This is a genomic window from Acidobacteriota bacterium (genome assembly GCA_028875725.1).
Taxonomy (GTDB): Bacteria; Acidobacteriota; Thermoanaerobaculia; order Multivoradales; family Multivoraceae; genus Multivorans.
On sequence record JAPPCR010000023.1, the window covers coordinates 126,046 to 149,090 of the forward strand.

Below are 23,045 nucleotides of genomic sequence, written 5' to 3' on the forward strand. Positions count from 1 at the left end.
CGTGAGCGTAGGTCACCGCCGCGAAGATCCGTCGCCCGTTCATAGGGAACCGATGCCGGTGTGAGGGTACGTCACCGCGGCGAAGATGCGCCGGCCGTTCATCCGCGGCCCGCTACCCGCCCGCGGGCGCGTCCCCTCTTGGTGCGCTGACGTCGCCGCCCCGGCGCGGATCCGCCACGCCAAGCAGGCTCGACCCCTCTACCAGGACCGCGGACACGTCCCCGCTCAGGCCGCGCTCGACCAGCTCGTGGCCCCTCGCCGCCAGAGCCTCGAGCGTCTCGGCGGCAAGACCGCCTTCCTCGTAGAACACCTGGTCCGGCCACGCCTGGTGATGCACCCGCGGACTCTCGACCGCCTGCCGCAGCCCCATTCCGTGGTCGATGACGTTCGAGATCACGTGGTAGACGGTGGTGATGATCGTCGGGCCGCCGGGTGTGCCGACGACCATCATCAGTTCGCCCTCGAGGTCGAGCACAATGCTCGGGGTCATGGACGACAACATCCGCTTGCCCGGGACGATGGCGTTGTTCTCGCCCTCGACCAGGCCGAACTGGTTCGGCTGACCCGGCGAGGCGGCGAAGTCGTCCATCTCGTTGTTCAGCAGGAAACCGGCGCCGGTGACGGTGACGGCGTTGCCGAAGCCGCTGTTGATCGTCGTCGTGACCGACGCCGCGTTGCCCCAGCGGTCGACCACGGAGTAGTGGGTCGTCTCGGTGCTCTCCGCGGGCGGCGCGACCTCGATCGGCGGCAGCGGCCGCGCTCTCTCGGGATCGATCCGGGCCCGCAGCCCGTCGGCGTAGTCCTGCGACTCGAACTGCCCGCGCGGTACGTCGACGAAGTCCGGGTCGCCGAGCAGGGTGTTTCGGTCCCGGAACGCGAGCCGCATGGCTTCGGCCTCCAGGTGGATCAGGTCGGGACTGCCGAACGGCGGCAGGGGATCCCAGCCCTCGAGGATGTTCAGGATCAGGCCCAGGGTCAGGCCGCCGGAAGAAACCGGCGGCATCGAGTAGATCGTGTGTCCGCGGTAGGCGACCTCGACCGGCTCGCGCCACACCGGCGCGTAGTCCTCGAGGTCCTGGAGCGAGATGAGCCCCACGCCGCGCTCCATCTCAGCGACGATCAGGTCGGCAACGCGGCCGCGATAAAAGCCGTCCGGACCCTGGTCCGCGATCGCCTGAAGCGTGGCCGCGAGGTCTGGCTGTTCCAGCATCGCCCCCGGTGGCGGTGCCTCGCCATCGACCAGGAACTGCATCGCGCTGGCCGGGAACCGGTTGAGGCGCGGCGCGGCCGACTCCAGACTCCGCGATCGCGGCTCGTCGATCTCGTGGCTCCGGGCCAACTCGACCGCCGGTGCGACCAGGTCGCTCCAGGGCAGGGATCCGTACGTCCGGTGCATCTCCCAGAGCCCGGCCACCGAACCCGGCACGCCGGCCGCGAGGTGACCGACAACCGCGCTCTCCGCGACCTTGCCTTCATCGTCCAGAAACATGTCGCGGGTCGCCGCACCCGGCGCCTTCTCGCGGTAGTCCAGCGCACGGACTTCGCCGTCGTTCGACCGGTAGATCAGAAACCCGCCGCCGCCGATGTTGCCGGCGGCGGGCAGGACCGCGGCGAGCGCGAAGCCGACAGCTACGGCGGCGTCGATAGCGTTTCCGCCCTGTTCCAGAACCCCGGCGCCGACGTCGGAGGCGAGGCCGTGGCCGCTGACGACCATGCCGTGTGCGCCCTCAGCCGCCGGCGCCGTGCCGCCGAGACCCCAGGACGACTGTCCCGAAGCAGCTTCTCGTACCGCCTCGGGCCCCGCGCAGGAAACGCCGAGCAGGAACGCGGCGACCAGAACGCCTGCAACCGGGCGGCGAGCGAGCGGACGCGAGGCAATGGTCGCGAGCCGGCTCATCGCGGGAGGCACGGTATCAAAGCAGCCGGATACGCTTGTTCCATCCCTGCCCGGAGACGGCCTCCCTACACCGGAGAAGAACCATGCAGACCAAGCTCCCCGAGCTGACGATCGGCATTGAGGAGGAGTACCAGATCATCGACCCCGAAACCCGGGAGTTGAAGCCCTTCATCCAAGAGTTCCTGGAGCAGGGACAGATCGTGCTCCAGGAGCAGATCAAGGCGGAGCAGCTGCAGTGCCAGGTCGAGGTCGGCAGCGAGGTCTGCCGCTCGATCGACGAGGCCCGCCAGGAGCTCATCCGGCTGCGGCGCTCGATCGGACACCTGGCGTCGCGGAACGGCCTCCGCATCGCGGCCGCCAGCACCCATCCGTTCTCCTCCTGGCAGGAACAGGACGTCACGGAGGCGGAGCGCTACGTCACGATGCAGGAGACCTTCGGCGACGTTGCACGGCGACTGCTGATCTTCGGCATGCACGTCCACATAGGCATTCCCGATCGCAACCTGCGAATGGACATCATGGACCAGTCGCTCTACTTCCTTCCCCACCTACTGGCGCTGTCGACGAGCTCGCCACTCTGGCAGGGGCGGGACACCGGGCTCAAGTCCTATCGGTCCGTGATCTTCGAGAGCCTGCCCCGCTCGGGCCTGCCGCCTTCGCTCCGGTCCTATGCCGAGTACGAGCGGCTGGTCGACGTCCTGGTGCAGACGAGGTGCATCGAGGAGCCGACCCAGATCTGGTGGGACGTCCGCCCCCACCCCAAGTTCCCGACGATCGAGTTTCGCGTCTGCGACGTATGCACGAAGATCGACGAGGCGCTGTGCCTCACCGCGCTTCTGATGGCGATCGTGGCCAAACTGATCCGGTTGCGCAGGAACAACCAGGCGTGGCGCCGCTATCCGCGCCACCTGATCTACGAGAACAAGTGGCGCGCCATGCGCTACGGCATCGACGGCAAGCTGATCGACTTCGGCAAGGGCGAGGAGGTGCCGCTACGGTTCCTGACCCTGGAACTGCTCGAGTTCGTCGACGACGTGCTCGACGAACTCGGCGTCCGCAAGGAAGCCGAGTACGTCCACACGATCCTCGCCGAAGGCACCAGCGCCGACCGCCAGATCGCCCGCGCCGAAGGGGGCAACCTCCACGCCGTCGTCGACGGCCTGATCGAAGAGACCCGCGAAGGCTGCGACTGATCGTTGGTGACCCGTCTGCGGCCCGGTCCGGAGGGGAGGGTCCCGGACGGACGCTCACCCCCTCTTGGTGAGTGGAGGGATGGGGGTTCGCTTCGGTCGACTTCGCTCCGACTCGATGTCGGTTGATGCAGCAACGTGGGCAGTCGCTCGTCTCTAGCCCGCCGGGACCCTCCCCTCCGGACCGAGCCGCAGACTAGACGTCGTTGCACACTGGGTGCGCCGGCGCCCCCGCCGGCTGCCGCCACAGGCGGCCAGAAAGACGCGCCGCGAAGCGGCGACCGCATTGGCGGACCCTAGAGAGAGTCCTGGGGTGTGCCGCGCGACGGCCGAGCCATGAACAGCGGAACCACTGCGAGGAGGGAGAAGAAGAGGAGAGCAGGCGCGAGAAAGCCAGGCCAGATCCAGATCCTGTTGCCGCCCGCAGCACTCTCGTACGTCGGCACGGGGACCGCGCCCTCCTGCTGCAGCCGCCGGACCCGGTCCGGCGGGAAGGCGTGGCGCAGGCTGCCGTCGGGATTCCGTACTTCCTCCAGCACGGCCGGGTAGTAGCGGTTCAGGATTGCCTGTTCGGCCGCGGCGGTCGGCCAGTCCTCCGCGTCGAAGGCCTCGTTGCGGGCCTGGACGTGCCAGGCGGCCTCGGACAGGAAGTGGTCCTCGACCTGCCAGGGCTGGAAGGGTGGCGTCGGCGGCTGATTCGCGGGCCAGCGGGCGCGTCGGTCCTCGTTCAGGCTCTCGAGCCGCTCGGCGCTGTAGTTGCTGCGGAAGCTGCCGAGTTCCGGGTCGCTGATCCGGTGGCCGAGGTTCGTCAGGTCGACGAGGCCGACCGACGCCACGGCGAAGACGACCCACAAGCCAGCAAGCGCGCGGCGTTCGGCTGGGCTGGGCGCATCGGTGTCGAATCCGAACAGGCCCGCCCCGAAGACGACGCCGCAGCCGGCGGCGGAGGCGTTCAGCAGGCAGTCGTAGAAGTCGCCGGCGCGGACCCAGACCAGCCACTGGATGAACTCGTCGGCGATCCCGAGTAGGGAAGTCAGAACGGCGGCAGAGAACGCCGCCGCGATGGCCGATCGGCCGCCCCTGAGGAAGACCCGGTAGAGCAGCAGAGCGACCACTCCGTAGAGAACCAGGTGCATTCGCTCGAGAGCGGACTCTTCGGGGCGTCCGCGGGCGAGTGCTGTCGCCTGGACGGCCGCCCACAGCAGACCGAGCGCCATCGCGATCCAGTTCTTCCGTCGCAGGCGCCGTGCCGAACGAACCACCCAAACCACGAAGGCCGCCGCCGCGACCCAGAACAGGATCGTCGGGACGATCACAAGAAGCGAACGGTCGACGTCCTCCTGAATCCACCGGGTGAGCCGCCCCAGGAAGGGCGCCGAACCGACGATCCACAGGGCGATCAGGGCAGGTGCCGCGAAGCGGCGCATCGGCAGAGCACGCTAGCAGCCTGAGGGCGACACGGGTGTAGGCTCACGGCAGGAGGCAGGAGGGAACACATGGCAGAGCCAGCGCGAATCGACGCTCACACCACGGAAGGAGCCCCGCATCATCGTCCCGTCTCGGCGAACAGCGGCGGCGACCTGAGAGAGGCGCTCGACGATTTCCTCGAACTGAAGGAGATGGTCGCGGCCCAGGAGGCTGATCGTGCCCTGCACGATCAGCCGCAGATGGTCAGTCGCTTCTACGATGTCGTCACCAAGTTCTATGAGTACGGCTGGGGCCAGTCGTTCCATTTTTCCCCACGACGGTCCGGCGAGAGCCTCCGGGACGCCGTCCGCCGTCACGAGATCAGCATCGGCGAACTCCTGGCCCTCGGGCCAGGAACGAAGGTCGCCGACATCGGATGCGGCGTCGCCGGGCCGCTGGTCACGATCGCGAATTCCACGGGCGCCAGCATCACGGGGATCAACCTCAACGCGTACCAGATCGCGAGAGGCCAGCGATCGCTGCGCCGCGCCGGCCTTCAGGAAACATGCGGTTTCCTGCTCGCCAGCTTCATGGACGTGCCCGTCGACGACGGCTACTTCGACGCCGCCTATTCGTTCGAATCGACTTGCCACGCGCCCGACAAGACCCTCTGCTTCAAGGAGCTCTATCGGCTGCTCAGGCCGGGAGGCGAGCTTGCCCTGATCGACTGGTGCCTGACCGACAGCTTTGACGAGGACGACCCCATCCATCGCGACATTCGGGACCGACTCGAGTTCGGAAACGCCACGCCCAACCTGCTCACGACCTCCAGCCAACTCGACCTCGTTCGGGCCGTCGGTTTTGAGATTCTCTCGGGCCGTGACCAGGCGCTCGAGTGCGACCCCGACGCTCCCTGGTACCGCTCGCTCCAGGGGCGCGACCTTTCGCTCGCGTCGCTTGGGCGGATTCCCGCCGGCCGATGGTTCACGGCCAGGGCGACCAGCCTGCTGGAGCTGCTCCGCATCGCGCCGGCCGGCACCGGCGAGGCCGCCCGCATCCTCAACGTCGCGGCCGATTCCCTCGTCGAGGCCGGCGTGGCGGGCATCTTCACGCCGTCCTTCCTGATCCACGCGCGCAAACCGGGCGGCTCGGTCTCTTCGTAGCGGTTGGAGGTCCATCGTGGGCTTCAGGACTCGCCGTTCAAGGCACCGGGAACCCCAGACATCGGACGACCTGCGTCTCGCCAGCTACCCCCATCCCTATCCGGACGGCTGGTACCGGCTGATGACCTCGAAGTCGCTCCGGCGCGGGCAGATCCGCTACCTGGAGTGCCTGGGCCGCGCGCTGGTCGTGTGGCGCAGCCAAGACTCGGACGACGTGCACGCGATGCAAGCGTTCTGCCCCCACCTCGGCGCGAACCTCCGGCATGGCCGCGTCCGCGAGAACCGGATCGAGTGCCCGTTCCACAACTGGCAGTTCACCGGTGACGGCCGGGCCGCCTGCGTGCCCTACAGCGACAGCGCCCCGAGCCGCGTCGCGGCCGAGAGCTTTCCGGTACAGGACGTGCATGGGCAGATCTTCATGTACCACCGAAGCGGCGGCGCCAGACAGGAGGCGGGCGACGAGGTGCCGTACCCCGTCCCGCGGCTCCCGGAAGTCGACGAGGGGAGGTTCGCTTTCCGAGGCCACTACGACGCCGGCCGCGTCCACATGCACATCATCGAGTTCGTCGAGAATGCCGCCGACTTTGCCCACTTCATGTACATCCATGAGCAGATGAACGTTCCGTGGACCGGAATCCCGGTTCCCGGCATCAAGATAGAACACACGCCCGGCGTGGAGTTCCCGGAGGACCGGCCCTGGACGATGGACTTCCTCGACGAAGCCGTGCTCAAGTTCCGCGGCCGTCCTCTCGAGCGGACACGGACAAGGGCGCGGGCCACGTTCACGGGCGCGGCCAGCATCGTGAACTTCAGGTTCTTCATTCCCGACGCCGGAGAGATCGACCTGTGTCAAACGCACCTGCCGGTCGGGCCGCTCGAGCAACAGGTCGACTTCCACTGGTTCGCCGACCGAACGGTCCCGCGGCTGCTGGCCTGGTACGTCGTCGGCAACTGGATCTCCCAGTGGCGCCACGACATCCGGATCTGGGAGAACAAGACCTATCTCGACCACCCGACCCTCTGCCGCGACGACGGACCCGTAGTGCGCATGCGGCGCTGGTACCGGCAGTTCTTCCCGGATCCGCAACCGGCGGGGAAGCGACCCGGGATGCCGCAGCGGACGCCGAGCGAGCGTACTGAAGGCCGGCTGGTCGGTGCAGTCTCCAACTGACGTGCTGCGCTTTCTGACAGCCGCCTTGTGCGTCCATTTGACCGGCCTGACCGCACCGGCGCCGGCCGCCGACCCGGAGTCGAACCCGGTGGTCCGCATCGAGCGCTGGATCGAGGGCGGCGCCCGGGTCGACTGGTCCCGCCAAGGCGACTGGCTGGCCTACGACAAGGCCGGGGAGGACGGCCGCTACGACGTCTACATCACATCCACGGACCTTCTGGCCGAGCGCTGCCTGACATGCGACATGTACGCGCTGCGCAAGGACAACGCGATGAACCCGGTGTGGCATCCCTCGGGCGAACGGCTCATCGTGCAGGTCCAGAGCCACCCGAAGCGGCTCAAGTTCGTGGCCGATCCGCTGCGGCTCCTGACTCCCGACCGCGGCGTTCACAGCGAGCTCTACGACATCGACCGCAGGGGTGAGCACTTCACCCTGCTCACCCGGTTCGCGGCCAGCGGCTCGGCGGTGCTCGATCCCCACTTCGCCTTCGACAGCGACCGGCTGGTGTGGAGCGAGCGGATCAAGGCGCGCAAGGGGCGTTACGGCGCCTGGCAACTGCGCAGCGCCCAGTTCCAGGTCAACCGCAGCGGCATCGCCAAGCTGCGCAGGATCAGGACCTACGCGGTGCCGGTCGACGCGCTGATCGTCCCCCAGGGCCACACCCCCGACGACCGGGGCGCCCTGGTCGCGGCGAACCTGGAACCCGGGCAATCGCCCGACACGCTCGACCTCTACCGCCTGCGCTTCGACGGCGGCGAACCCGAGCGGCTCACCCACTCCCGGGGCGGCGCCGACGAGTACGCCCGCCTGTCGCCCACGGGCCGACACATCGCCTTCACGTCGAACGCCGGGATCCGCGGCACCGAGCCCGATCAGACCGTGCCTTCCTCAGCACGTCGCGAGCTGTGGCTGATGGACGCGGACGGCTCGAACAAGCGCCGGCTCACGTTCTTCAACGACCCGACCTCCGAGGACAGCCTCGGCCACACCTACGTCGGCGATATGGCCTGGAGTCCAACCGGCGACCAGATCGCCGTCCACGTCCTCTGGGGCGGCAGCCGCAACGGCGACCGCCCGCGCGAAGCGCTGTACCGTATCCACCTCGACCCGTCTTTCCGGCGCTAAGGAAACGCATATGAGAAAACGTCCCGCCTCGTTCCTGTTGGCCGTCGCGCCGGCGGCACTCCTTGCCGCCATGCCCGCAGCGGCGCAGGACGACCCCCACGTCTTCCGCGGCGCGCGGCTGCTGCCGATCGCCGGGGAGCCGATCGACGACGGCGTCCTCGTGGTCCAGGGCGGCAGGATCACCGAGGTCGGCGGACCCGACACGCGCACGCCCCGCGGCGCCGTCGAGCACGACGTCAGCGGCAAGGTGCTGATGCCCGGGCTCGTCGACACCCACTCGCACATCGGCTCGGTCTCCGGCGGCGACCGCTCCTCACCGCTGCATCCCGACGTGCGCAATCTGGACTCGATCGACATCGCCTCCGACAGCATCTGGCGCGCCCGATCCGGCGGCATCACGACGGTCAACATGATGTCGGGATCGGGCCACCTCATGTCCGGGCAGACCGTCTACGTCAAGCTCCGCGACGGCGCCCGAACGATCGAGGACTGGCTCTTCTGCGACGATCCGCTGACGGGTATCTGTGGCGGCCTCAAGATGGCGAACGGCACGAACTCCATCGGCCAGCCGCCCTTCCCCGGCACCCGCGCCAAGTCCGCGGCCCTGGTCCGCAACCTCTACCACGAGGCCGTGGAGTACCGCGAGAAGATGGCTGCAGCCGAGGCCGAGGGGGACGACGAAGGCGGCGACGGGCCAGCGAAGCGCGACCTGCGGATGGAGGCCCTGGTCGAGGTGCTCGACGGCAGGAGGATCGTCCAGCATCACACCCACCGCCACAACGACATCGCCACCGTCCTGCGGCTCAAGGAGGAGTTCGGGTTCCGGGTCGTCGCCCAACACGGCACGGAGGCCTGGAAGGTCGCCGAGGAACTCGCAGCCGCGGACGTGCCGGTGTCCATCACCTGGATCGACACGCCGGGCGGCAAGGAAGAGACGATGGGCTGGAACATGGAGATGGGAGCGATCCTGGAGCAGGCAGGCGTCGACGTCAGCTTCAACACGGACGACTCAGTGACCGATTCGCGCCTCCTCGCCCGGGGCGCCGCGATCGCGGTGCGCTACGGCATGTCGCGCGAGAAGGCGATCGAGGGACTGACCCTCGCGCCGGCGCGGGCGCTCGGGCTCGAGGATCGCGTCGGTTCGCTGGAGGTGGGCAAGGACGCCGACTTCGTCATCCTCTCCGGCGACCCGCTCAGCGTCTACACGAAAGTCGAGCAGACCTGGGTCGAGGGGACGATGATCTACGACCGGGCGAACCCGGACCACCGCAAGTACGCCGTCGGCGGCTACAAGGTCTACAACATGACCGCCCACGAAGACGAGATGATGCGCCAGTTGCTTGAGAGGGAGTCACATTGAAGAACGTAACGTTGGCCGCCCTGCTCGTCGCCGCGACGACGGGCTCCGCGGTCGCCCAGGTCGCGGTCCGTGCCGGCACCCTCCACACCGTGTCCGGCGCGCCGATCGAGAACGCGGTGGTCATTGCCGGCGCCGACGGCAGGATCGAATGGGTCGGCCCCGCGGCGGAGGCGAACATTCCGGACGGCGTGGACGTCCTCGAAGCCGCGGTCGTCACGCCCGGACTCGTCGACGCCCGCTCGGTCGTCGGCCTGTCCGGCGCCCTGAACAGCAACGTCGGCCCGGTGCGGGACCAGGACCAGCTCGAACGGTCGTCGCCGCTCCAGCCCGACCTGCGGGCCATCGACGCCTACGACGCGAACGAGACCCTGGTCGAGTGGGTCCGCTCGTACGGTGTAACCACGCTCCACACGGGCCACGGGCCGGGAGCCCTCGTCAGTGGCCAGACGATGATCGCCAAGACCAGGGGCCGCAACGTCGAGCAGGCCACCTTGATGCCGGTGCGGATGCTGGCAGCAACGCTCGGCAACGCGGTGTCCTCGAACTTCCAGTCGCCCGGGACGTCCGCCAAGGGGATCGCGATGCTGCGGAGCGCGCTACACGGCGCCCGGGCCTACCTCGACCAGGTACGCAAGGCGGAGGAGGCCGGCAGCGCCGGGAACGGGGAAAGCAACGGCGACGGCAATGACGAGGAGGACGTTGACGCCAAGCCCGCACCCCAGCCGCCGCCTCGCGATCTGTCGAAGGAAGCACTCGGCCAGGTGCTGGACGGCGAACTCTCCCTGCTGGTGACCGCGAACACGGTGGCCGAGATGGCCTCGGCGCTCCGTCTGCAGCAGGAGTTCGGCTTCGACCTCGTGCTCGACAGCGCCGCCGAGTCCTACCTGCTGCTCGACGAGATCCGCGAGGCAGGCGTGCCGGTCCTGCTCCACCCGACGATGAGCCGGGTCCGCAACGGTTCCTACGAGACCGCCGCCCAACTCGCCGACGCCGGCATCCCGTTCGCCATCCAGACCGGTTTCGAGGGTTACGTTCCCAAGACCCGCGTGCTGATCTGGGAAGCGGCCATCGCCGCCGCCAACGGCCTCGGCATGGAACGCGCGCTCGAGGCAGTCACCCTGAGCCCGGCCCGCATCCTCGGCATCGATGACCGCGTCGGCTCGATCGAAGTCGGCAAGGACGCCGACCTCGCCCTCTTCGACGGCGACCCGTTCGAGTACACGAGCCACATCTGCGGCGTGATCATCGAGTCGGAGGTGATGTCGGCGGAGTGCCGGTAGGCGGAGGCCGCACGCAGCCGGTGAACCTCGCCGGCCCGAACCATGTGGAGTCCCGATCAACTGTCACAGGTCGTTCTGGGCCTGCTGTCCTTTGCCGTCCTGGCCAGCTTCGTGGTCCGCGCTCGGCGGGCGCGCGCCCGGAAAGCCGACGCACGGCGCCCACAGGCTCCCTCCCACGGCGAGAGCGACGACGGTGATCTCATCGGGATCACCTACGAGTGGATCGACGAACCCCTCAGGGCCAGCGAGATCCTCGGCCTGGAACCCGTAGGAAGGTGCCCGCCGCTGACGGGGATCCCGCCGTTTCTCGCCGTGTTCATGGCGAACCGACGCTCCCATTCGACGCGGTTCAACGACCTGGTCGAGTTCGATCAGGCGTTCCACGAGATCGGAGATGGCCGGATCGCTTCGGTCCTCCTGATGCTCGAGCACGACCGGGAGCAGGTGGAGCGGTTCCTGCTCGCGCACGAACTCGAACTGCCCGCAATGATCGGGGCTCCTCCAGGATTGGAGGGCCTTCTCGCGAAACACCAGGACAGAAGTGTCCCCGGGCAGATGGTCATCCTCAACTCCACGACGGGACGAACCGTCGTGCGCGTCCTCCTGGAGAGCTTCCGGATGGGCTTCATTCCCCTCGCCTCCAAGAAGGCCCTGATCGAGAGGGTCCTCCGGCGATGACAACGGGAGACGGAGTCGGAGGCGCTTTCCTCCTCGAAAGGGCGCGGATCGGCAGCGACTCCGAGCCCGGCTTCGTGCTCGGAAACCCAGCCGCGATCGCCGTCGATCGGGAGCGACGCGTCTACGTCGCCGACATGGCCAGCATGACGGTCAAGGTGTTCGACGAAGCCGGCGGTCCGCTGCGTCGTTTTGGCGGTCGCGGCCGCGATCCCGGCAAGTTCCTCACGATCGGGCCGATGGCCCTGATCGGCCCCGGCGAACTGGCGATCGTGGACGACGCGCGGGGCGCTCTCTCCACCTGGTCGACCGACGGAGAGTTTCTCGGTGAGTTGACCCTGCCGGACGACGCGCACGACATCGGCCAGGTCGAGCCGTGGGGTCCCGAATCCCTGCTTCTGCTCTACGACAGCAGCGAGCGGGGGCGCATGCGCGCCGAGGACAAGAGAGGTCTGTTGTTCCACCAGACGAGCCGCACCTCACTGGCCACGGAGTTCCAGTTCGGAACCGCCGAACTGGGGTTCAACCACGATCCGACGCCGGAGCTTCACTTCGAGTCCTTCAGGCCGCCCGGCTCCTTCGCCAGGATCGGGCCCGGCGAGATCGCCTACTCGCCCGCCTTCTACGAGGGCAACCTCTATCTGTTCGGCCAGGAAGACGCCAACGGTCCGTGGCGCTTTCGTGGCGTGCTGGCCGGCTTCCAACCCTCCGGAAGAGCCCTCGAGCAGCTACAGCCAGCGGGTGGAGTCCTCAAGAACCTCGCCGCGACGGTCTACTCGGACCGCGGTGTCCAGCACTTCCGGGCCGTCCACACCAGCCTGGGCCTGTTCTCGACCCGTGCCGGTTCGCTCGTCCACTTCCTTCGCGTCCGCTTCGAGCAGGGCCGAGACGCGATCCTGATGCAGACGTTCTCGTCGACCGGCGAGTCGCTCTTCTGCCAGCAGAGCAACCTCCTGACGAAGGAGCTGCTCGAAGGAGGACTCGAGCACGAAGTCCTGGCCATGGACGACCGGCGGCAGGTCTACGTCGTCAGCCGGACGCCGGACTGGCGCGTGCCGACGGTCCGCGTGTTCGAGGTGCGGCCGGGCAACGACGACTAGCTCCGGCATCAGCGGTTGATACTGTGGCCAAGGAGTCCTTGACGGATCGCTGTGGCGCGGATCGCGGAGGCACATGACGCGCTGGACAGAAGAGAGACTTGGCGGCTTTTCGCTGCTGTTCGGAACCGTGGCGGTGGCCATCGGCTACGCGTTCTCACCCGGCCGCGGCATGGTGGATACGGTCCCCAGCACCAGCCTCGGGGATCTGACGCTGGCGATGGCGCGCAACGCCACCCTGTCCTACACCGTGGCCGTCGTCCTCGTCCTGGGCGCCCTGCTCATGCTGAACGGCATCGTGACGTTGCGGCGGTACACCGCCCCCGTGCCGCGGCTCGGCCTGCTCGGCATGGCGGTTGGTGCGTTCCTGCAGATGGTGATGCGAGGCTTCGACTACATGCTGATCGGCATGGGCGAGGCGGCGCTGGGGCCCGACCCGGAGCAGTCGGCGCAATGGCTGGAGTCGGCGCTGGGCATGCAGCGCACGGTATGGGGTCTGCACTTCACGGGCAGCGTAGCCGGCTATGCGGGGATGGCGATTCTGGCCTTCGGCCTCATCTCCCGTCCGGAACCGCTACGCCTGCCGCCGGTGCTGAACGGCATCGTCGCACTGCTGGCCCTGGGGTCGCTGGCGCTGTTCATCGCCGCATGGCATTCGAACACGCTGGAACTGTCACTCGCTCCAGTGTTCGGGCTGATGTCCGCCAGCGGCATCGTCTACATGGGACTCCTGGGGTGGCGGTTGGCGGCATCCGGGGCAGGTGAGAGCGCTCGGGAGTCCCGTATCGGCTAGACTATTGCCGTTTTGCGACGCAAATCGGCAATAGTCCCGCGCTTCTGCAGGCTACCGGAGCAGAGTTTCTTCCTCTTCGGGCCTCGGGGGACGGGTAAGTCGACCTGGCTGCAGGACCAGCTTCCGGACGCCCTCTATCTGGATCTTCTCGACCCGGCTCTCTACAGGGCTCTCCGGGCTCGCCCGGAACGCCTGCGCCAGATGATCGACGCAGAACCGGACCGCAGCGACGTGGTCATCGACGAAGTCCAGCGCGTGCCCGAGCTTCTCACGGTGGTCCACTCCGTACTGGAGTCGCCGGACACGCGGAGATTCGCGCTCACCGGATCAAGCGCGAGGAAGCTCCGCCGAGGGGGCGTCGATCTCCTCGGGGGCCGAGCCTTCTACAGGACGATGCATCCCTTCATGGCCGCGGAGACGCCGGACTTCTCCCTGGACCGAGCACTCGCCGTCGGACTCCTGCCCCTGGTGACCCGCGCGCCGGATCCCGAAGAGATGCTCGAGGCGTATGCTGGGCTCTACCTGGAGCAGGAAGTCCAGACCGAGGGCATCGTTCGCGATGTCGGGGCTTTCGCCCGCTTCCTCGAAGCCGTCAGCTTCTCGCACGGTGCCCAGCTCAACGTAGCCTCCGTCGCCAGGGAGTGCGAAGTACCGCGCCGCACCGCCTCCGGCTACGTTGCCATCCTGGAGGATCTGCTTCTGGCCTTCCGCCTTCCCGTGTTTCGCCGGCGGGCGCGCCGCAAGACAGTCGTCCACGACAAGCTCTACCTCTTCGACGCCGGGGTCTTTCGAGCGCTCCGCCCAACCGGACCGCTGGACAGTCGAGCCGAAACAGAGGGCCCCGCCCTCGAAGGTCTTGTGGCGCAGCATCTCCGCGCCTGGGCCGCCTACTCGGAGGGGACCTCCAAGCTGTTCTTCTGGCGCACGCGAGGCGGTTCGGAGATCGACTTCGTGGTCTACGGAGGGGCCGGCTTCTGGGCCTTCGAGGTCAAGAACTCACAAACCGCGCACCGAAGCGACCTGCGTGCGCTCAGGGCCTTCCTGGCCGACTACCCGGAAGCTCAGGCCGCCCTGCTCTACCGCGGCGCCGACCGTCTTCTGGTCGACGATGTCCTCTGCGTGCCGGTGGGCGAATTCCTGCACGGCGTCGTTCCTGATCGACCTCTGCTCAAGTAAGGCTCAAACGAGTGACGAGTCGCCGTGCGGCCCTTCGTCCTCTTCCCCGGCTGCGGAACCGAACCATGTCTTGAGCGTCTCCCGCGCCTTCTCGCGGTGCTCCGGCTTGATGTGTGTCGCCACCATTGCAAGAGCCAAGACCAGGACACCCAGGTCATCGGAGAATCCGACGACTGGAATCAGGTCGGTGATCGCGTCGAAAGGCGCGATGAAGTAGCCCAGCGCGCCGATGATCGTTGCCTTCGCCCTCTTCGGCGTATCCGGATCCAACAGGCAGTAGTACAGCGTGAGCGCCTTTTCGACGACCTCCTTCCCCGCCCGTACGGCAAAGCCGCCCAGCTTCTTCCAGAAGGACTCCTCGCTGTACTCTTTGGAGTAGTCGGTTGCGTCGGTCATGGGGCGAATCCTATAGCTCCAAGCGCAGGTTCCGGCTAATCCGTCGGTTTGCGGGAACTCCCGCAACCCGCGTTTCGAGCCAGACACCGGCTGGCCGGCGCCTGCGCGGCCGGACTTCTTCAAGCAGGTCCTGGCCCCCGGTCGGCAGCCTCGACAGTCAGATTCGGCGGACCCTCTTGAGGTGCTCCCACGCCTCGGTCAGCATTCGCGTTCGGTCGGTCGCGTACTGCATCATGTCCTCTGGCAGCCCCTTCGCAGCGAGCCTGTCAGGGTGATACTCGGTCATCAACTTCCGCCAAGCCTGCTTGATTTCCGCATCCGACGACGTGGGATCGACCTGAAGAAGCCGATAGGCATCCGCCGTCACGGCCTGTTCTTCCTCACCAGGGCTCTGTCCGCCTCGGCCACGGGGTTCCTCCGGATCGCCATTGCCGCTGTATGCATGCCAGTCACTGCGAGCCTCCGCGATGAGGGCTTTGAGGTGGGCCTCCGACAGACCGAGCCACCCACACACCTGTTCCAGAAGCTCCCGCTCGCGAGCGTGAAGCACCCCGTCGACCACCGCGGCCCGCACGGCAATACCGACTAGCGCAACTTTCAGTTCCGGCTCCTCGATCCCCAGCCGCACACGCGCCAGGGCCTGGTGGATTTCGAAGTGCGGCGAAGCCCCCTCTCGAAACAGGTTTCTTGCCTGTTCGCGTGCAGGTTCGGCGAGCCCAAACCGGTCCATAACTCCGATCGCGAAACGTATCTCGGCGTGCGTCACCGCGCCGTCAGCCTTCGCCAAGTGACCCATGACCAGGAAGACCGCCCTGAAGAACAAATCAGACGAGTCGTTGGGACTCCCATCAACGCCTGCGGAGGCGTGCGGCTCTGCGGGTTCGGAAGCTCGCGACGCGGCGACGAGCCCCACCACCACGGCCCCGACGACGAGGACGATCAAGACACCGACAAAGCGATTGACGTCGAGCCAGGCCGCAACCCCCGATGCGGCGAGAGAAAGGCCTACGATCACCCAACATCCCGGAGACGCGTCTGACTTCCCGTTGCCCATCCCTCAGCTGCAGCCGTGCCCTACTCGCGCAGGGGGAACTCCGGCAGCCCGCGTTCGAGCCACACGCCCGCCTGCATCACGCGATCGATCCGCCGCGTATCGCGGATGTCCGCCAGGGGATCGGCGGTGAGCAGAACCAGGTCCGCGGCCATGCCCTCGGCGACCGAGCCGAAGTCGGGGTCGTCGGTGAGTTCAGAGGCCGCGGCCGCGCCGGCGGCCGCCAGGGCTTCGAGCGGCGTCAAGCCGGCGTCCTCGACGAGGGTTTCCAGTTCATGGTGGGTGCCCCAGCCGTACGCGATGTTGCCGGCGCCGCTGTCGGAGCCGACGGTGAGCGCGACTCCGGCTTCGTTCATGCGGCGGACGAACCTCGTCACGTAGTCGTAGGCGACGCGGCGCCTGGCGGTCGACTCGCTTTCCAGCATCGCTGCCCGGTTCTCGGGATCGAGCAGTCTCTCGAACGCCGGCGGCTGGATGCCGGCCCGGAACTCCTCGTCGTCGAGCAACTCGGGGTGCTCGGCGACCCACCAGAAGGTCTTGGCCTGGCCGAGAGCGGGCGCGAACGAGAGCCCCTTCTCCAGCGCCATGGCGACGAACTCGTCGTCGACCTCCTCGTCGCGCACGCCGTGGACGAAGAAGCGGACCCCAGCGTCGACCAGTTGCCAGACGTCGTTCTCGAAGAAGACGTGCGCGGCAACCGGGATGCCGTGCTGAGCGGCTTCGTCGGCGATCGCGGAGCGGATCTCCGGCTCGATCTTCGGCCGCGTGTCGAGGAAGGTGTCGACCCACATCTTGATCAGGTCGACTTCCTGGGCGGCTAGCTCGCGCACCATCTCGCGGGCTTCCTCTTCGGTGGCCGGACCCAGCTTGCCCGGCGGGAAGCCCTCGGGGTGCGTGAATCCCACTCCCGCAGTGAAGATGCGAGGGGCCGGCACGTTGCCGGCACGTGCCTCGCCGATCATCGCCGGCGTCTGGCCGTGGTCGGAACCGAGGCTGCGGACGGTCAGCACGCCGGCGTGGAGTTGCAACGCCCAGGACCACTCCTCCAGGCCGTCGCGGTAGTGGTTGTGGAGGTCGACGAGACCGGGGATCAGGAACTTGCCCGTGGCGTCGACGACTTCTCCGCCCTCGGGCACCGGCACGTCGGCGCGTGAACCGGCATGCTCGATCCGGTCGCCGCGGACGATGACGACGGCGTCCTCGACCGGCGGTGCGCCGGTGCCGTCGATCAGGGTGGCGCCGGCGATCGTGATGGTGCCGGCGCCGTCGATGGCGGGCTGGCTTGGGGCGCAGGCGGCCAGGGCGACGAGTGAGGCGACGGCGAGAGGCCGGAGCGGAGCCGGATGCCGGCGAGGGCGCCGGCGCACCCAGTCTGTGTCTTTCTCAGTCAAGGAAGACCTCGGCGAGCGCGATGCCGCTCTCGCCGGCCACGGCATAGAGGAGGAAGACGCGGCCGTCCTCCTCGTAGATCGCGGGATCGCGCAACTGGTTCACCTTGCCGTAGGCGGTGCTGCGAACGGACGGCTCGAGCGGGGCGTCGGCGCCCTCCCAGTCGCGTTCCGGACGCAACACCTCGACCGGTTCGGACTCGGTCCACTCCATCCAGTCGCCGGACAGGTCGATGCTGCTCAGAAGGATCCGTTCCGGCGCCTCGCCGACCTGCGTCCAGAACACCCACAACGTGTCGCCGCGGAGCAGCACGGCCGAATGGCGCATGTCCGGGTTGAACAGCAGCGGGCCCTCTTCGAAGTCGGTGAAGCCATCGGTCGAGCGGTAGAACTGGCCGGGCATGGCGAGCGAGTAGCTCAACCCGCCGTAGTGGAAGATCCGCATGTAGGTGCGGCCAAGTGACTGGGGCTGAGCCTCGAAGTCGATGCCGTCGGTCGAAGTGGCGACCCGCGATATCTGCCTGCCCACGTCCTCGAGGCCGTGGAAGTACATGACGATCCGCTGGTTCTCATCGTCGACGTGCACGTCCGGCGACGCGATGTGGGTCGCCGTGATCTCCTTCTGGACGTCGTGCGACAGCTTCAGGCCGCGGCGCTCCTCCCACTCCGCGACCATCTCGGGCGTCACCTCCGGCGGCTCGACCAGGAAGTGGGAGTGCTCGATCTGCAGGCTGCCGGGCACGTGGATCGACCACGGCCCGAGCAGGTCGTCGGCGTAAGCGAGCCGAATGTAGTGACCCTTGTGGTCGGCGAAGTAGAGGTAGTACCTGCCGAGCGGGTCGGAGACCCAGTCCGGCACGCGGATCAGTGACGGTCCCTGGATGTTCTCGCCGATGCTCGGGTCGAGTTCCGGGCCGATGATGGGCGCGTCGAGGAGCCGTTCGACGCGAACCGGAGCGGCGGCGGTGTCGGGCTGTGAGTCGGAGTCGGCGACAGGTCCGGTGTCGGGGGGCGCACAGGCCAGGGCGGTGATCGAGGCGGTCAGGGACAGGGCCACCGGGAGCGATCCCGCTCTCATCGGCTGATCGGGAGGGTTGAGGACTTCATCGCCTTCTATGCTAGTGGCACTCGGGCTCGCCGCTTCGCGGCATCGCCCGGATGCCGGCGGGGACGCCGGCGCACCCAGTGAGCAAAGCCGTTGCGCCTTCAACTTCTCTGCTGCTCCCCCAGAGGCCTCGCTTCGGGCGAAGGGTCCACAGGACGGGCGGCTGCCGTGGCGGCTCTTGGCGTCCTGCTCTTCTGCACCGGTGCCCAGGCACAGTACGGCGCCGAGGACGGCGAGTGGCGCCATCACGGCGGCGACGACGGCTTCACGCGCTACACGGCGCTCGACCAGATCGACGGCTCGAACTTCGGCCGGCTCGAACCGGCGTGGAAGTGGTCGTCCGCTGATTCGCGGATCGAGGCGAACTCGCCATACCGGCGGCAGGTGTTCCGGTCCTCGCCGCTCGTCATCGACGGACGCCTCTACATCCCGACCGAGTTGAGCCAGGTCGCGGCGCTCGACGCCGCGACCGGCGAGGAACTCTGGGTCTACGACCCGAAGAGCTACGAGCGCGGCAAGCCGGCGCAGAACAACTACTACACGCGCGGCCTCGAGTACTGGAGCGACGGCGAGCAGGAACGCCTGTTCATCGCCACGATCGGCAAGCAGCTCATCTCGATCGACCCGGCCACCGGGCTGCCCGACCGCGGCTTCGGCGAGGACGGGGTGGTCGAGCTGTCCCGCAACCTCGGCCGCGAGAACATCGTGCTCCGCAACATCAGCCACGGCCAGCCGGTGATCGTCGTCGGGGGCACGATCGTCGTCGGCTCGCGCATCTACGACTTCCCGCTCCAAAACAACAACCCGCCCGGCCACGTGCGCGGCTACGACGTGCGGACCGGCGAGTTCAAGTGGCGCTTCCACACGATCCCCCAGGAGGGCGAGGACTTCGTGGAGACCTGGGAGAACGACTCCTGGAAGATCACGGGCAACGCGAACGTATGGGCGCCGATGACCGCCGACCAGGAGCTGGGCTACGTCTACCTGGCCACCAGCACGCCGACAAGCGACTACTACGGCGGGCTCCGGCACGGCGACAACGTGTACTCCGAGAGCCTGATCTGCGTCGACGCCGCGACCGGCGAACGGGTCTGGCACTTCCAGACGGTCCACCACGGTGTCTGGGACTACGACATCGCCTCGGCGCCGAACCTGATCGACATCGTGGTCGAGGGCAAGCTGATCAAGGCGGTCGCCCAGGTCTCGAAGACCGCCTTCACGTACGTCTTCGACCGCGCGACCGGCGAGCCGGTGTGGCCGATCGAGGAGCGGCCCGTTCCCTGGGAAAGCACGGTCCCGGGCGAGAAGCTGGCGAAGACCCAGCCGTTCCCGACGAAGCCGCCGGCGTTCGACCGCCAGGGAGTCAGCGAGGACGACCTGATCGACTTCACGCCGGAGCTGCGGGCCGAGGCGCTCGAACTCGCGGAGAAGTTCATCCTCGGGCCGATGTTCATGCCGCTGATCCGCCGCGGCGAGGGCGGCAAGGAGGCGATCCTGGCCGTGCCCGGCGCCGGCGGCGGCGCCAACCATCCGGGGGCCGCTGCCGACCCGGAGACCGGGATGCTCTACGTCCAGTCGTCGACCCGGCCCTCGGGGATGGCACTGGTCGAGCCGGACGGAGCGCGGAGCTTCTGGCCCTATGTGCTCGACCGCGTGTCGACGGCCGGGCCGCGCGGCCTGCCCCTGCTCAAGCCGCCGTACCGTCGCATTACGGCGATCGACCTGAACCGGGGCGACATCGCCTGGCAGGCGCCGCTCGGCGACGGGCCGCGCAACCATCCCGCGATTCGCCACCTGAACCTGGGACCGCTGGGCGGACGCTCGTCGAGCGCGGTGACGGAGGGCGGCATCCTGGTCACGAAGACGCTCGTCGTCACGCATGCCGCGCGCTTCGAGGTCTACAACGACCGCTCGACGGTGCTCGGCAGTTCGCTCCAGGCCTACGACAAGTTCACCGGCGAACTGCTGGCCGAAGTGCTCACCGAGCGCGCGCTGCACGGCGCGCCGGTCAGCTACATGCAGGACGGCCGGCAGTTCATCGCCGTCACCGGCGGCGGCATGACCGAGCCGGCGGAGATAATCGCTTTCGCCCTGCCGGAGAGCGAGGCTCCTTAGAGCAACAGGGGGAACAGCCGATGCGCATCCAACTCCTCGTGGCCGCAACGATCCTGGTCGCTCCCGTCGCGGCCGTCGCCCAGGACGACATTCCCCGCATCGCGAGCGGTCGGCCGGACCTCTCGGGCACCTACGACATCGCCACCCGCACACCGGTGATGCGCGATCCGAAGTACGGCGACGATCCCTACATGAGCGCGGAGGACGCGCATGGGATCGCAGCCGCGACCGAGGCGGGCAGAGCCCAGGCCGACATTCCCAGCGACCCCGACCGCAAGGCGCCGCCAGTCGGCGGCGACGGGCATCGCAGCAACATCGGCGGCCACAACCCGTTCTGGTTCGACTTCGGCACGATCCCGTTCCAGATCGACGGCAAGTACCGCAACTCGATCATCACGGACCCTCCCGACGGCCGGCTGCCGCCCAAGACGGACCGCGGACGGGCGCTCACGCCGCGCGGCCTCGGCGCCTACAACCGGAACCCGGGCGGGGCGTGGTGGATCGAGACCGGCGAGGACCTCTACGACGAGCCGGAGGTCCAGACCCTGGGCACGCGCTGCCTCTACGCCGGCGGCCCCACGGTGCCGGTCCGGCCTTCCGCCTACAACAACCTGAAGACGATCACGCAGACGGACACCCACGTGGCGATCCACGTGGAGTGGATGCACTGGACCCGGATCGTCCGCCTCGACTCCGAGCACGCGCCGCAGGAGTACCGCTCGTTCGGCGGTGATTCGGTCGGCTGGTGGGAGGACGACACCCTGGTCGTCGAGACGACGAACTTCCTGCGCGCCCCGCATGTTCCCCACGACGGCCTGCGCGTCGTCGAACGTTTCAAGCGGCTCGACGCGGACACGCTGTTCTACGAGTTCACCGTGGAGGACTCCGACTACACCGCGCCGTACACCGGCTCCCTGCCCTGGCCCCGGACGGACAAGAGGCTCTACGAGTACGCCTGCCACGAGGGGAACTACTCGATGGGCAACATGCTCCGCGGCGCGCGGCTGCTCGAAGAGGAGGCCAGCGAGAAGCAGCCGTAGCCCCGGCTTCGCTGATACCCTCCCTCCGGCCCAAACCCCAGACCGGCGCTTTCGAAGCGCCCATAGACGCTCCGGAAGTCCCTTCTGGCCAATCAAGTACTCGATCCGTACACCGTCCGCCACGGCGAGGCCGTGGCCCCTCCGGCGACCTTCCGGGAGCGGCTGAAGTACCTCGGACCGAGCCTGATCGTCACCGGCGCCGTGATCGGCTCCGGCGAGCTCGTGCTGACGACGAGCCTGGGCGCGGTCGCCGGTTTCACCCTGCTCTGGTGGATGCTCCTCTCCTGCTGGTGCAAGTCGCTGATCCAGGCGGAGATGGCGCGCTACACGATCGAGTCGGGCGACACCTACCTGCGAGCGATGAACCGGCTGCCGGGACGCATCTGGAGGATCTCCTGGCCGATCTGGCTGGGGCTGATCGCTTACGTCCCGGGGACGATGGGACTGGGCGGCATCATCGGCGGCGCCGGCCAGTCGATGTCCTTCCTCGCCTCGCTGGGGAACATCGAGCTCGACGGGGTTCTCTGCACCGGTCTCATCGCCGTCGCCGGTTCGATCATCCTCGGCACCGGCTCCTACAAGTGGCTCGAACGCGTGATGCTGCCTCTGGTCATCGCATTCACGTTCTGCACGCTGATCTGCCTGATCGCGATGCAGTTCACCGAGTTCCGGACCACGCCGGGCGAGATCCTCGGCGGCATGAAGCCGGACATGACCCTGTTCGTCGCCGTCGCGGCCCTCGCGCTTTCGGCCTACGGCTACACCGGCACGACCTCGGGCGACATCTCGTCCTACACCTACTGGTGCGTCGAAAAGGGCTACCCGAGCTTCCTCGGCGCCGACCGCAACGACCCGAACTGGGAATCCCACGCTCGCGGCTGGATGCGGGTGCTCCACACCGACGTCTGGCTGGCCCTGATCATCGTCACCTGCGCCACGATCCCCTACTACATCCTCGGCGCCGGGGTGCTGAACAAGATGGGGCTGACGCCGGAGGGGAACGACGAGACGATCGGGGCCCTCTCCAACATCTTCACCCAGACCCTGGGGCTCTGGGCGGTGTGGATCTTCGCGATCGGCGCCTTCTGCATCCTGTTCTCCACCGTCCTCTCTGGAGCGGGCGGCGGCGGCCGGACGATCCCGGACTACCTGATGGAGATGGGCCTGATCGAGCGCTCCAACCTGGCGCTGCGCAAGAAGATCATCCGCGGTTACCTGGTCTGCCTGCCGCTGGCCGCCTTCGGGATCTACTACTTCGTCACCGACTTCGTCATCCTGATCATGGTCGGCGGCCTGACCTCGGCGATCTTCCTGCCGATTCAGGCCGGCGCCACGCTGTGGCTGCAGCGGACGCGGATGGACCCGCGGATACGGCCCCGCCGGTTGACCTACATCGGCATCTGGGTCGTCTTCGCGTTCGAGGCCGCGATGGCGCTCCTGGTCATCCGCTACGTCGTGCTGGCCGACCAGTTCGACTGGCTGTTCGGCTACCTGTTCGGCTGAGGAAACCAAAGCGTCTGTGCGCCGGCCCTCTGGCCGGCTCCGTCTGGCGCTAGCATGGCCCTCATGCTTCGGTACATCCTCACCGCCACCCTCGTTCTCCTGGCCACCGCGG

At 67.9% G+C, this 23,045-nt stretch carries 19 protein-coding genes; 13 read left to right on the forward strand and 6 right to left on the reverse strand.

The genetic code is table 11. The annotated features are described in order from the left end of the window. Positions 1-112: 112 nt before the first annotated feature. The gene (gene ggt / locus OXI49_16185) at positions 113-1,897 is read right to left on the reverse strand and encodes a gamma-glutamyltransferase (GenBank protein MDE2692043.1); all 1,785 of its coding nucleotides are present in this window, start codon (positions 1,895-1,897) and stop codon (positions 113-115) included. Positions 1,898-1,980: 83 nt separating this feature from the next. Here ggt and OXI49_16190 point away from each other — a divergent pair, with 83 nt between their 5' ends. After that, a complete protein-coding gene (locus OXI49_16190) occupies positions 1,981-3,090 on the forward strand; it encodes a carboxylate-amine ligase (protein ID MDE2692044.1) in 1,110 nt (369 codons plus the stop codon). Positions 3,091-3,383: 293 nt separating this feature from the next. On the opposite strand, the gene OXI49_16195 is transcribed toward OXI49_16190, so the two are convergent. Then, the gene (locus OXI49_16195) at positions 3,384-4,514 is read right to left on the reverse strand and encodes a VanZ family protein (protein ID MDE2692045.1); all 1,131 of its coding nucleotides are present in this window, start codon (positions 4,512-4,514) and stop codon (positions 3,384-3,386) included. A gap of 69 nt (positions 4,515-4,583) precedes the next feature. On the opposite strand from OXI49_16195, the gene OXI49_16200 reads away from it, so the two are divergent. The 9 genes from OXI49_16200 (at position 4,584) to OXI49_16240 (ending at position 14,335) form a co-directional block, all read left to right on the forward strand. Further along, complete coding sequence (locus tag OXI49_16200) at positions 4,584-5,657, forward strand: methyltransferase domain-containing protein (GenBank protein ID MDE2692046.1); 1,074 nt, start codon at positions 4,584-4,586, stop codon at positions 5,655-5,657. Between the two features lie 16 nt (positions 5,658-5,673). Then, positions 5,674-6,828 (forward strand): Rieske 2Fe-2S domain-containing protein, encoded by a 1,155-nt coding sequence (locus tag OXI49_16205; protein MDE2692047.1) that lies wholly within the window; start codon positions 5,674-5,676, stop codon positions 6,826-6,828. After that, on the forward strand, positions 6,812-7,954 hold the full coding sequence (locus OXI49_16210; protein ID MDE2692048.1) for a hypothetical protein: 1,143 nt from the start codon (positions 6,812-6,814) through the stop codon (positions 7,952-7,954). Before OXI49_16205 ends, OXI49_16210 begins: the two co-directional genes overlap by 17 nt. 10 nt (positions 7,955-7,964) lie before the next feature. Then, positions 7,965-9,314 (forward strand): amidohydrolase family protein, encoded by a 1,350-nt coding sequence (locus OXI49_16215; protein ID MDE2692049.1) that lies wholly within the window; start codon positions 7,965-7,967, stop codon positions 9,312-9,314. After that, positions 9,311-10,594 (forward strand): amidohydrolase family protein, encoded by a 1,284-nt coding sequence (locus OXI49_16220; GenBank protein MDE2692050.1) that lies wholly within the window; start codon positions 9,311-9,313, stop codon positions 10,592-10,594. The genes OXI49_16215 and OXI49_16220 overlap by 4 nt, the downstream gene beginning before the upstream one ends. Before the next feature lie 42 nt (positions 10,595-10,636). Continuing rightward, entirely contained in the window at positions 10,637-11,272 is a 636-nt protein-coding gene (locus tag OXI49_16225; protein ID MDE2692051.1) for a hypothetical protein, read from the forward strand. Continuing rightward, the gene (locus OXI49_16230; GenBank protein MDE2692052.1) at positions 11,269-12,369 is read left to right on the forward strand and encodes a 6-bladed beta-propeller; all 1,101 of its coding nucleotides are present in this window, start codon (positions 11,269-11,271) and stop codon (positions 12,367-12,369) included. Before OXI49_16225 ends, OXI49_16230 begins: the two co-directional genes overlap by 4 nt. A 73-nt stretch (positions 12,370-12,442) precedes the next feature. Then, the gene (locus OXI49_16235) at positions 12,443-13,159 is read left to right on the forward strand and encodes a hypothetical protein (protein ID MDE2692053.1); all 717 of its coding nucleotides are present in this window, start codon (positions 12,443-12,445) and stop codon (positions 13,157-13,159) included. 30 nt (positions 13,160-13,189) lie between these two features. Next, on the forward strand, positions 13,190-14,335 hold the full coding sequence (locus tag OXI49_16240) for a DUF4143 domain-containing protein (GenBank protein ID MDE2692054.1): 1,146 nt from the start codon (positions 13,190-13,192) through the stop codon (positions 14,333-14,335). A gap of 3 nt (positions 14,336-14,338) precedes the next feature. On the opposite strand, the gene OXI49_16245 is transcribed toward OXI49_16240, so the two are convergent. The 4 genes from OXI49_16245 to OXI49_16260 form a co-directional block, all read right to left on the reverse strand. Continuing rightward, positions 14,339-14,731, reverse strand: a complete 393-nt coding sequence (locus OXI49_16245; GenBank protein MDE2692055.1) for a YkvA family protein — start codon at positions 14,729-14,731, stop codon at positions 14,339-14,341. A 157-nt stretch (positions 14,732-14,888) separates the two neighbouring features. After that, positions 14,889-15,746, reverse strand: a complete 858-nt coding sequence (gene djlA / locus OXI49_16250; GenBank protein MDE2692056.1) for a co-chaperone DjlA — start codon at positions 15,744-15,746, stop codon at positions 14,889-14,891. Between the two features lie 59 nt (positions 15,747-15,805). Next, on the reverse strand, positions 15,806-17,173 hold the full coding sequence (locus OXI49_16255) for an amidohydrolase family protein (protein ID MDE2692057.1): 1,368 nt from the start codon (positions 17,171-17,173) through the stop codon (positions 15,806-15,808). Next, positions 17,166-18,248, reverse strand: coding sequence for a hypothetical protein (locus tag OXI49_16260; protein ID MDE2692058.1), 1,083 nt, complete (start codon positions 18,246-18,248; stop codon positions 17,166-17,168). The genes OXI49_16255 and OXI49_16260 overlap by 8 nt, the downstream gene beginning before the upstream one ends. Before the next feature lie 195 nt (positions 18,249-18,443). Here OXI49_16260 and OXI49_16265 point away from each other — a divergent pair, with 195 nt between their 5' ends. The 3 genes from OXI49_16265 to OXI49_16275 all read left to right on the forward strand — a co-directional run bounded on the left by OXI49_16265 (position 18,444) and on the right by OXI49_16275 (position 22,933). After that, positions 18,444-20,390, forward strand: a complete 1,947-nt coding sequence (locus OXI49_16265; GenBank protein MDE2692059.1) for a pyrroloquinoline quinone-dependent dehydrogenase — start codon at positions 18,444-18,446, stop codon at positions 20,388-20,390. Between the two features lie 20 nt (positions 20,391-20,410). Continuing rightward, the gene (locus OXI49_16270; GenBank protein MDE2692060.1) at positions 20,411-21,430 is read left to right on the forward strand and encodes a hypothetical protein; all 1,020 of its coding nucleotides are present in this window, start codon (positions 20,411-20,413) and stop codon (positions 21,428-21,430) included. A gap of 132 nt (positions 21,431-21,562) precedes the next feature. Beyond that, a complete protein-coding gene (locus OXI49_16275; protein ID MDE2692061.1) occupies positions 21,563-22,933 on the forward strand; it encodes an Nramp family divalent metal transporter in 1,371 nt (456 codons plus the stop codon). Positions 22,934-23,045 lie beyond the last annotated feature (112 nt).

What these genes read in the sequence shown, in the direction of transcription:
- ggt (MDE2692043.1), bottom strand. Translation starts at nt 1,897, where the DNA reads ATGAGCCGGCTCGCGACCATTGCCTCGCGTCCGCTCGCTCGCCGCCCG.
- OXI49_16195 (MDE2692045.1), bottom strand. Translation starts at nt 4,514, where the DNA reads ATGCGCCGCTTCGCGGCACCTGCCCTGATCGCCCTGTGGATCGTCGGT.
- OXI49_16245 (MDE2692055.1), bottom strand. Translation starts at nt 14,731, where the DNA reads ATGACCGACGCAACCGACTACTCCAAAGAGTACAGCGAGGAGTCCTTC.
- OXI49_16200 (MDE2692046.1), top strand. Translation starts at nt 4,584, where the DNA reads ATGGCAGAGCCAGCGCGAATCGACGCTCACACCACGGAAGGAGCCCCG.
- OXI49_16235 (MDE2692053.1), top strand. Translation starts at nt 12,443, where the DNA reads ATGACGCGCTGGACAGAAGAGAGACTTGGCGGCTTTTCGCTGCTGTTC.
- OXI49_16190 (MDE2692044.1), top strand. Translation starts at nt 1,981, where the DNA reads ATGCAGACCAAGCTCCCCGAGCTGACGATCGGCATTGAGGAGGAGTAC.
- OXI49_16215 (MDE2692049.1), top strand. Translation starts at nt 7,965, where the DNA reads ATGAGAAAACGTCCCGCCTCGTTCCTGTTGGCCGTCGCGCCGGCGGCA.
- OXI49_16270 (MDE2692060.1), top strand. Translation starts at nt 20,411, where the DNA reads ATGCGCATCCAACTCCTCGTGGCCGCAACGATCCTGGTCGCTCCCGTC.
- OXI49_16260 (MDE2692058.1), bottom strand. Translation starts at nt 18,248, where the DNA reads ATGAGAGCGGGATCGCTCCCGGTGGCCCTGTCCCTGACCGCCTCGATC.
- OXI49_16230 (MDE2692052.1), top strand. Translation starts at nt 11,269, where the DNA reads ATGACAACGGGAGACGGAGTCGGAGGCGCTTTCCTCCTCGAAAGGGCG.
- OXI49_16225 (MDE2692051.1), top strand. Translation starts at nt 10,637, where the DNA reads ATGTGGAGTCCCGATCAACTGTCACAGGTCGTTCTGGGCCTGCTGTCC.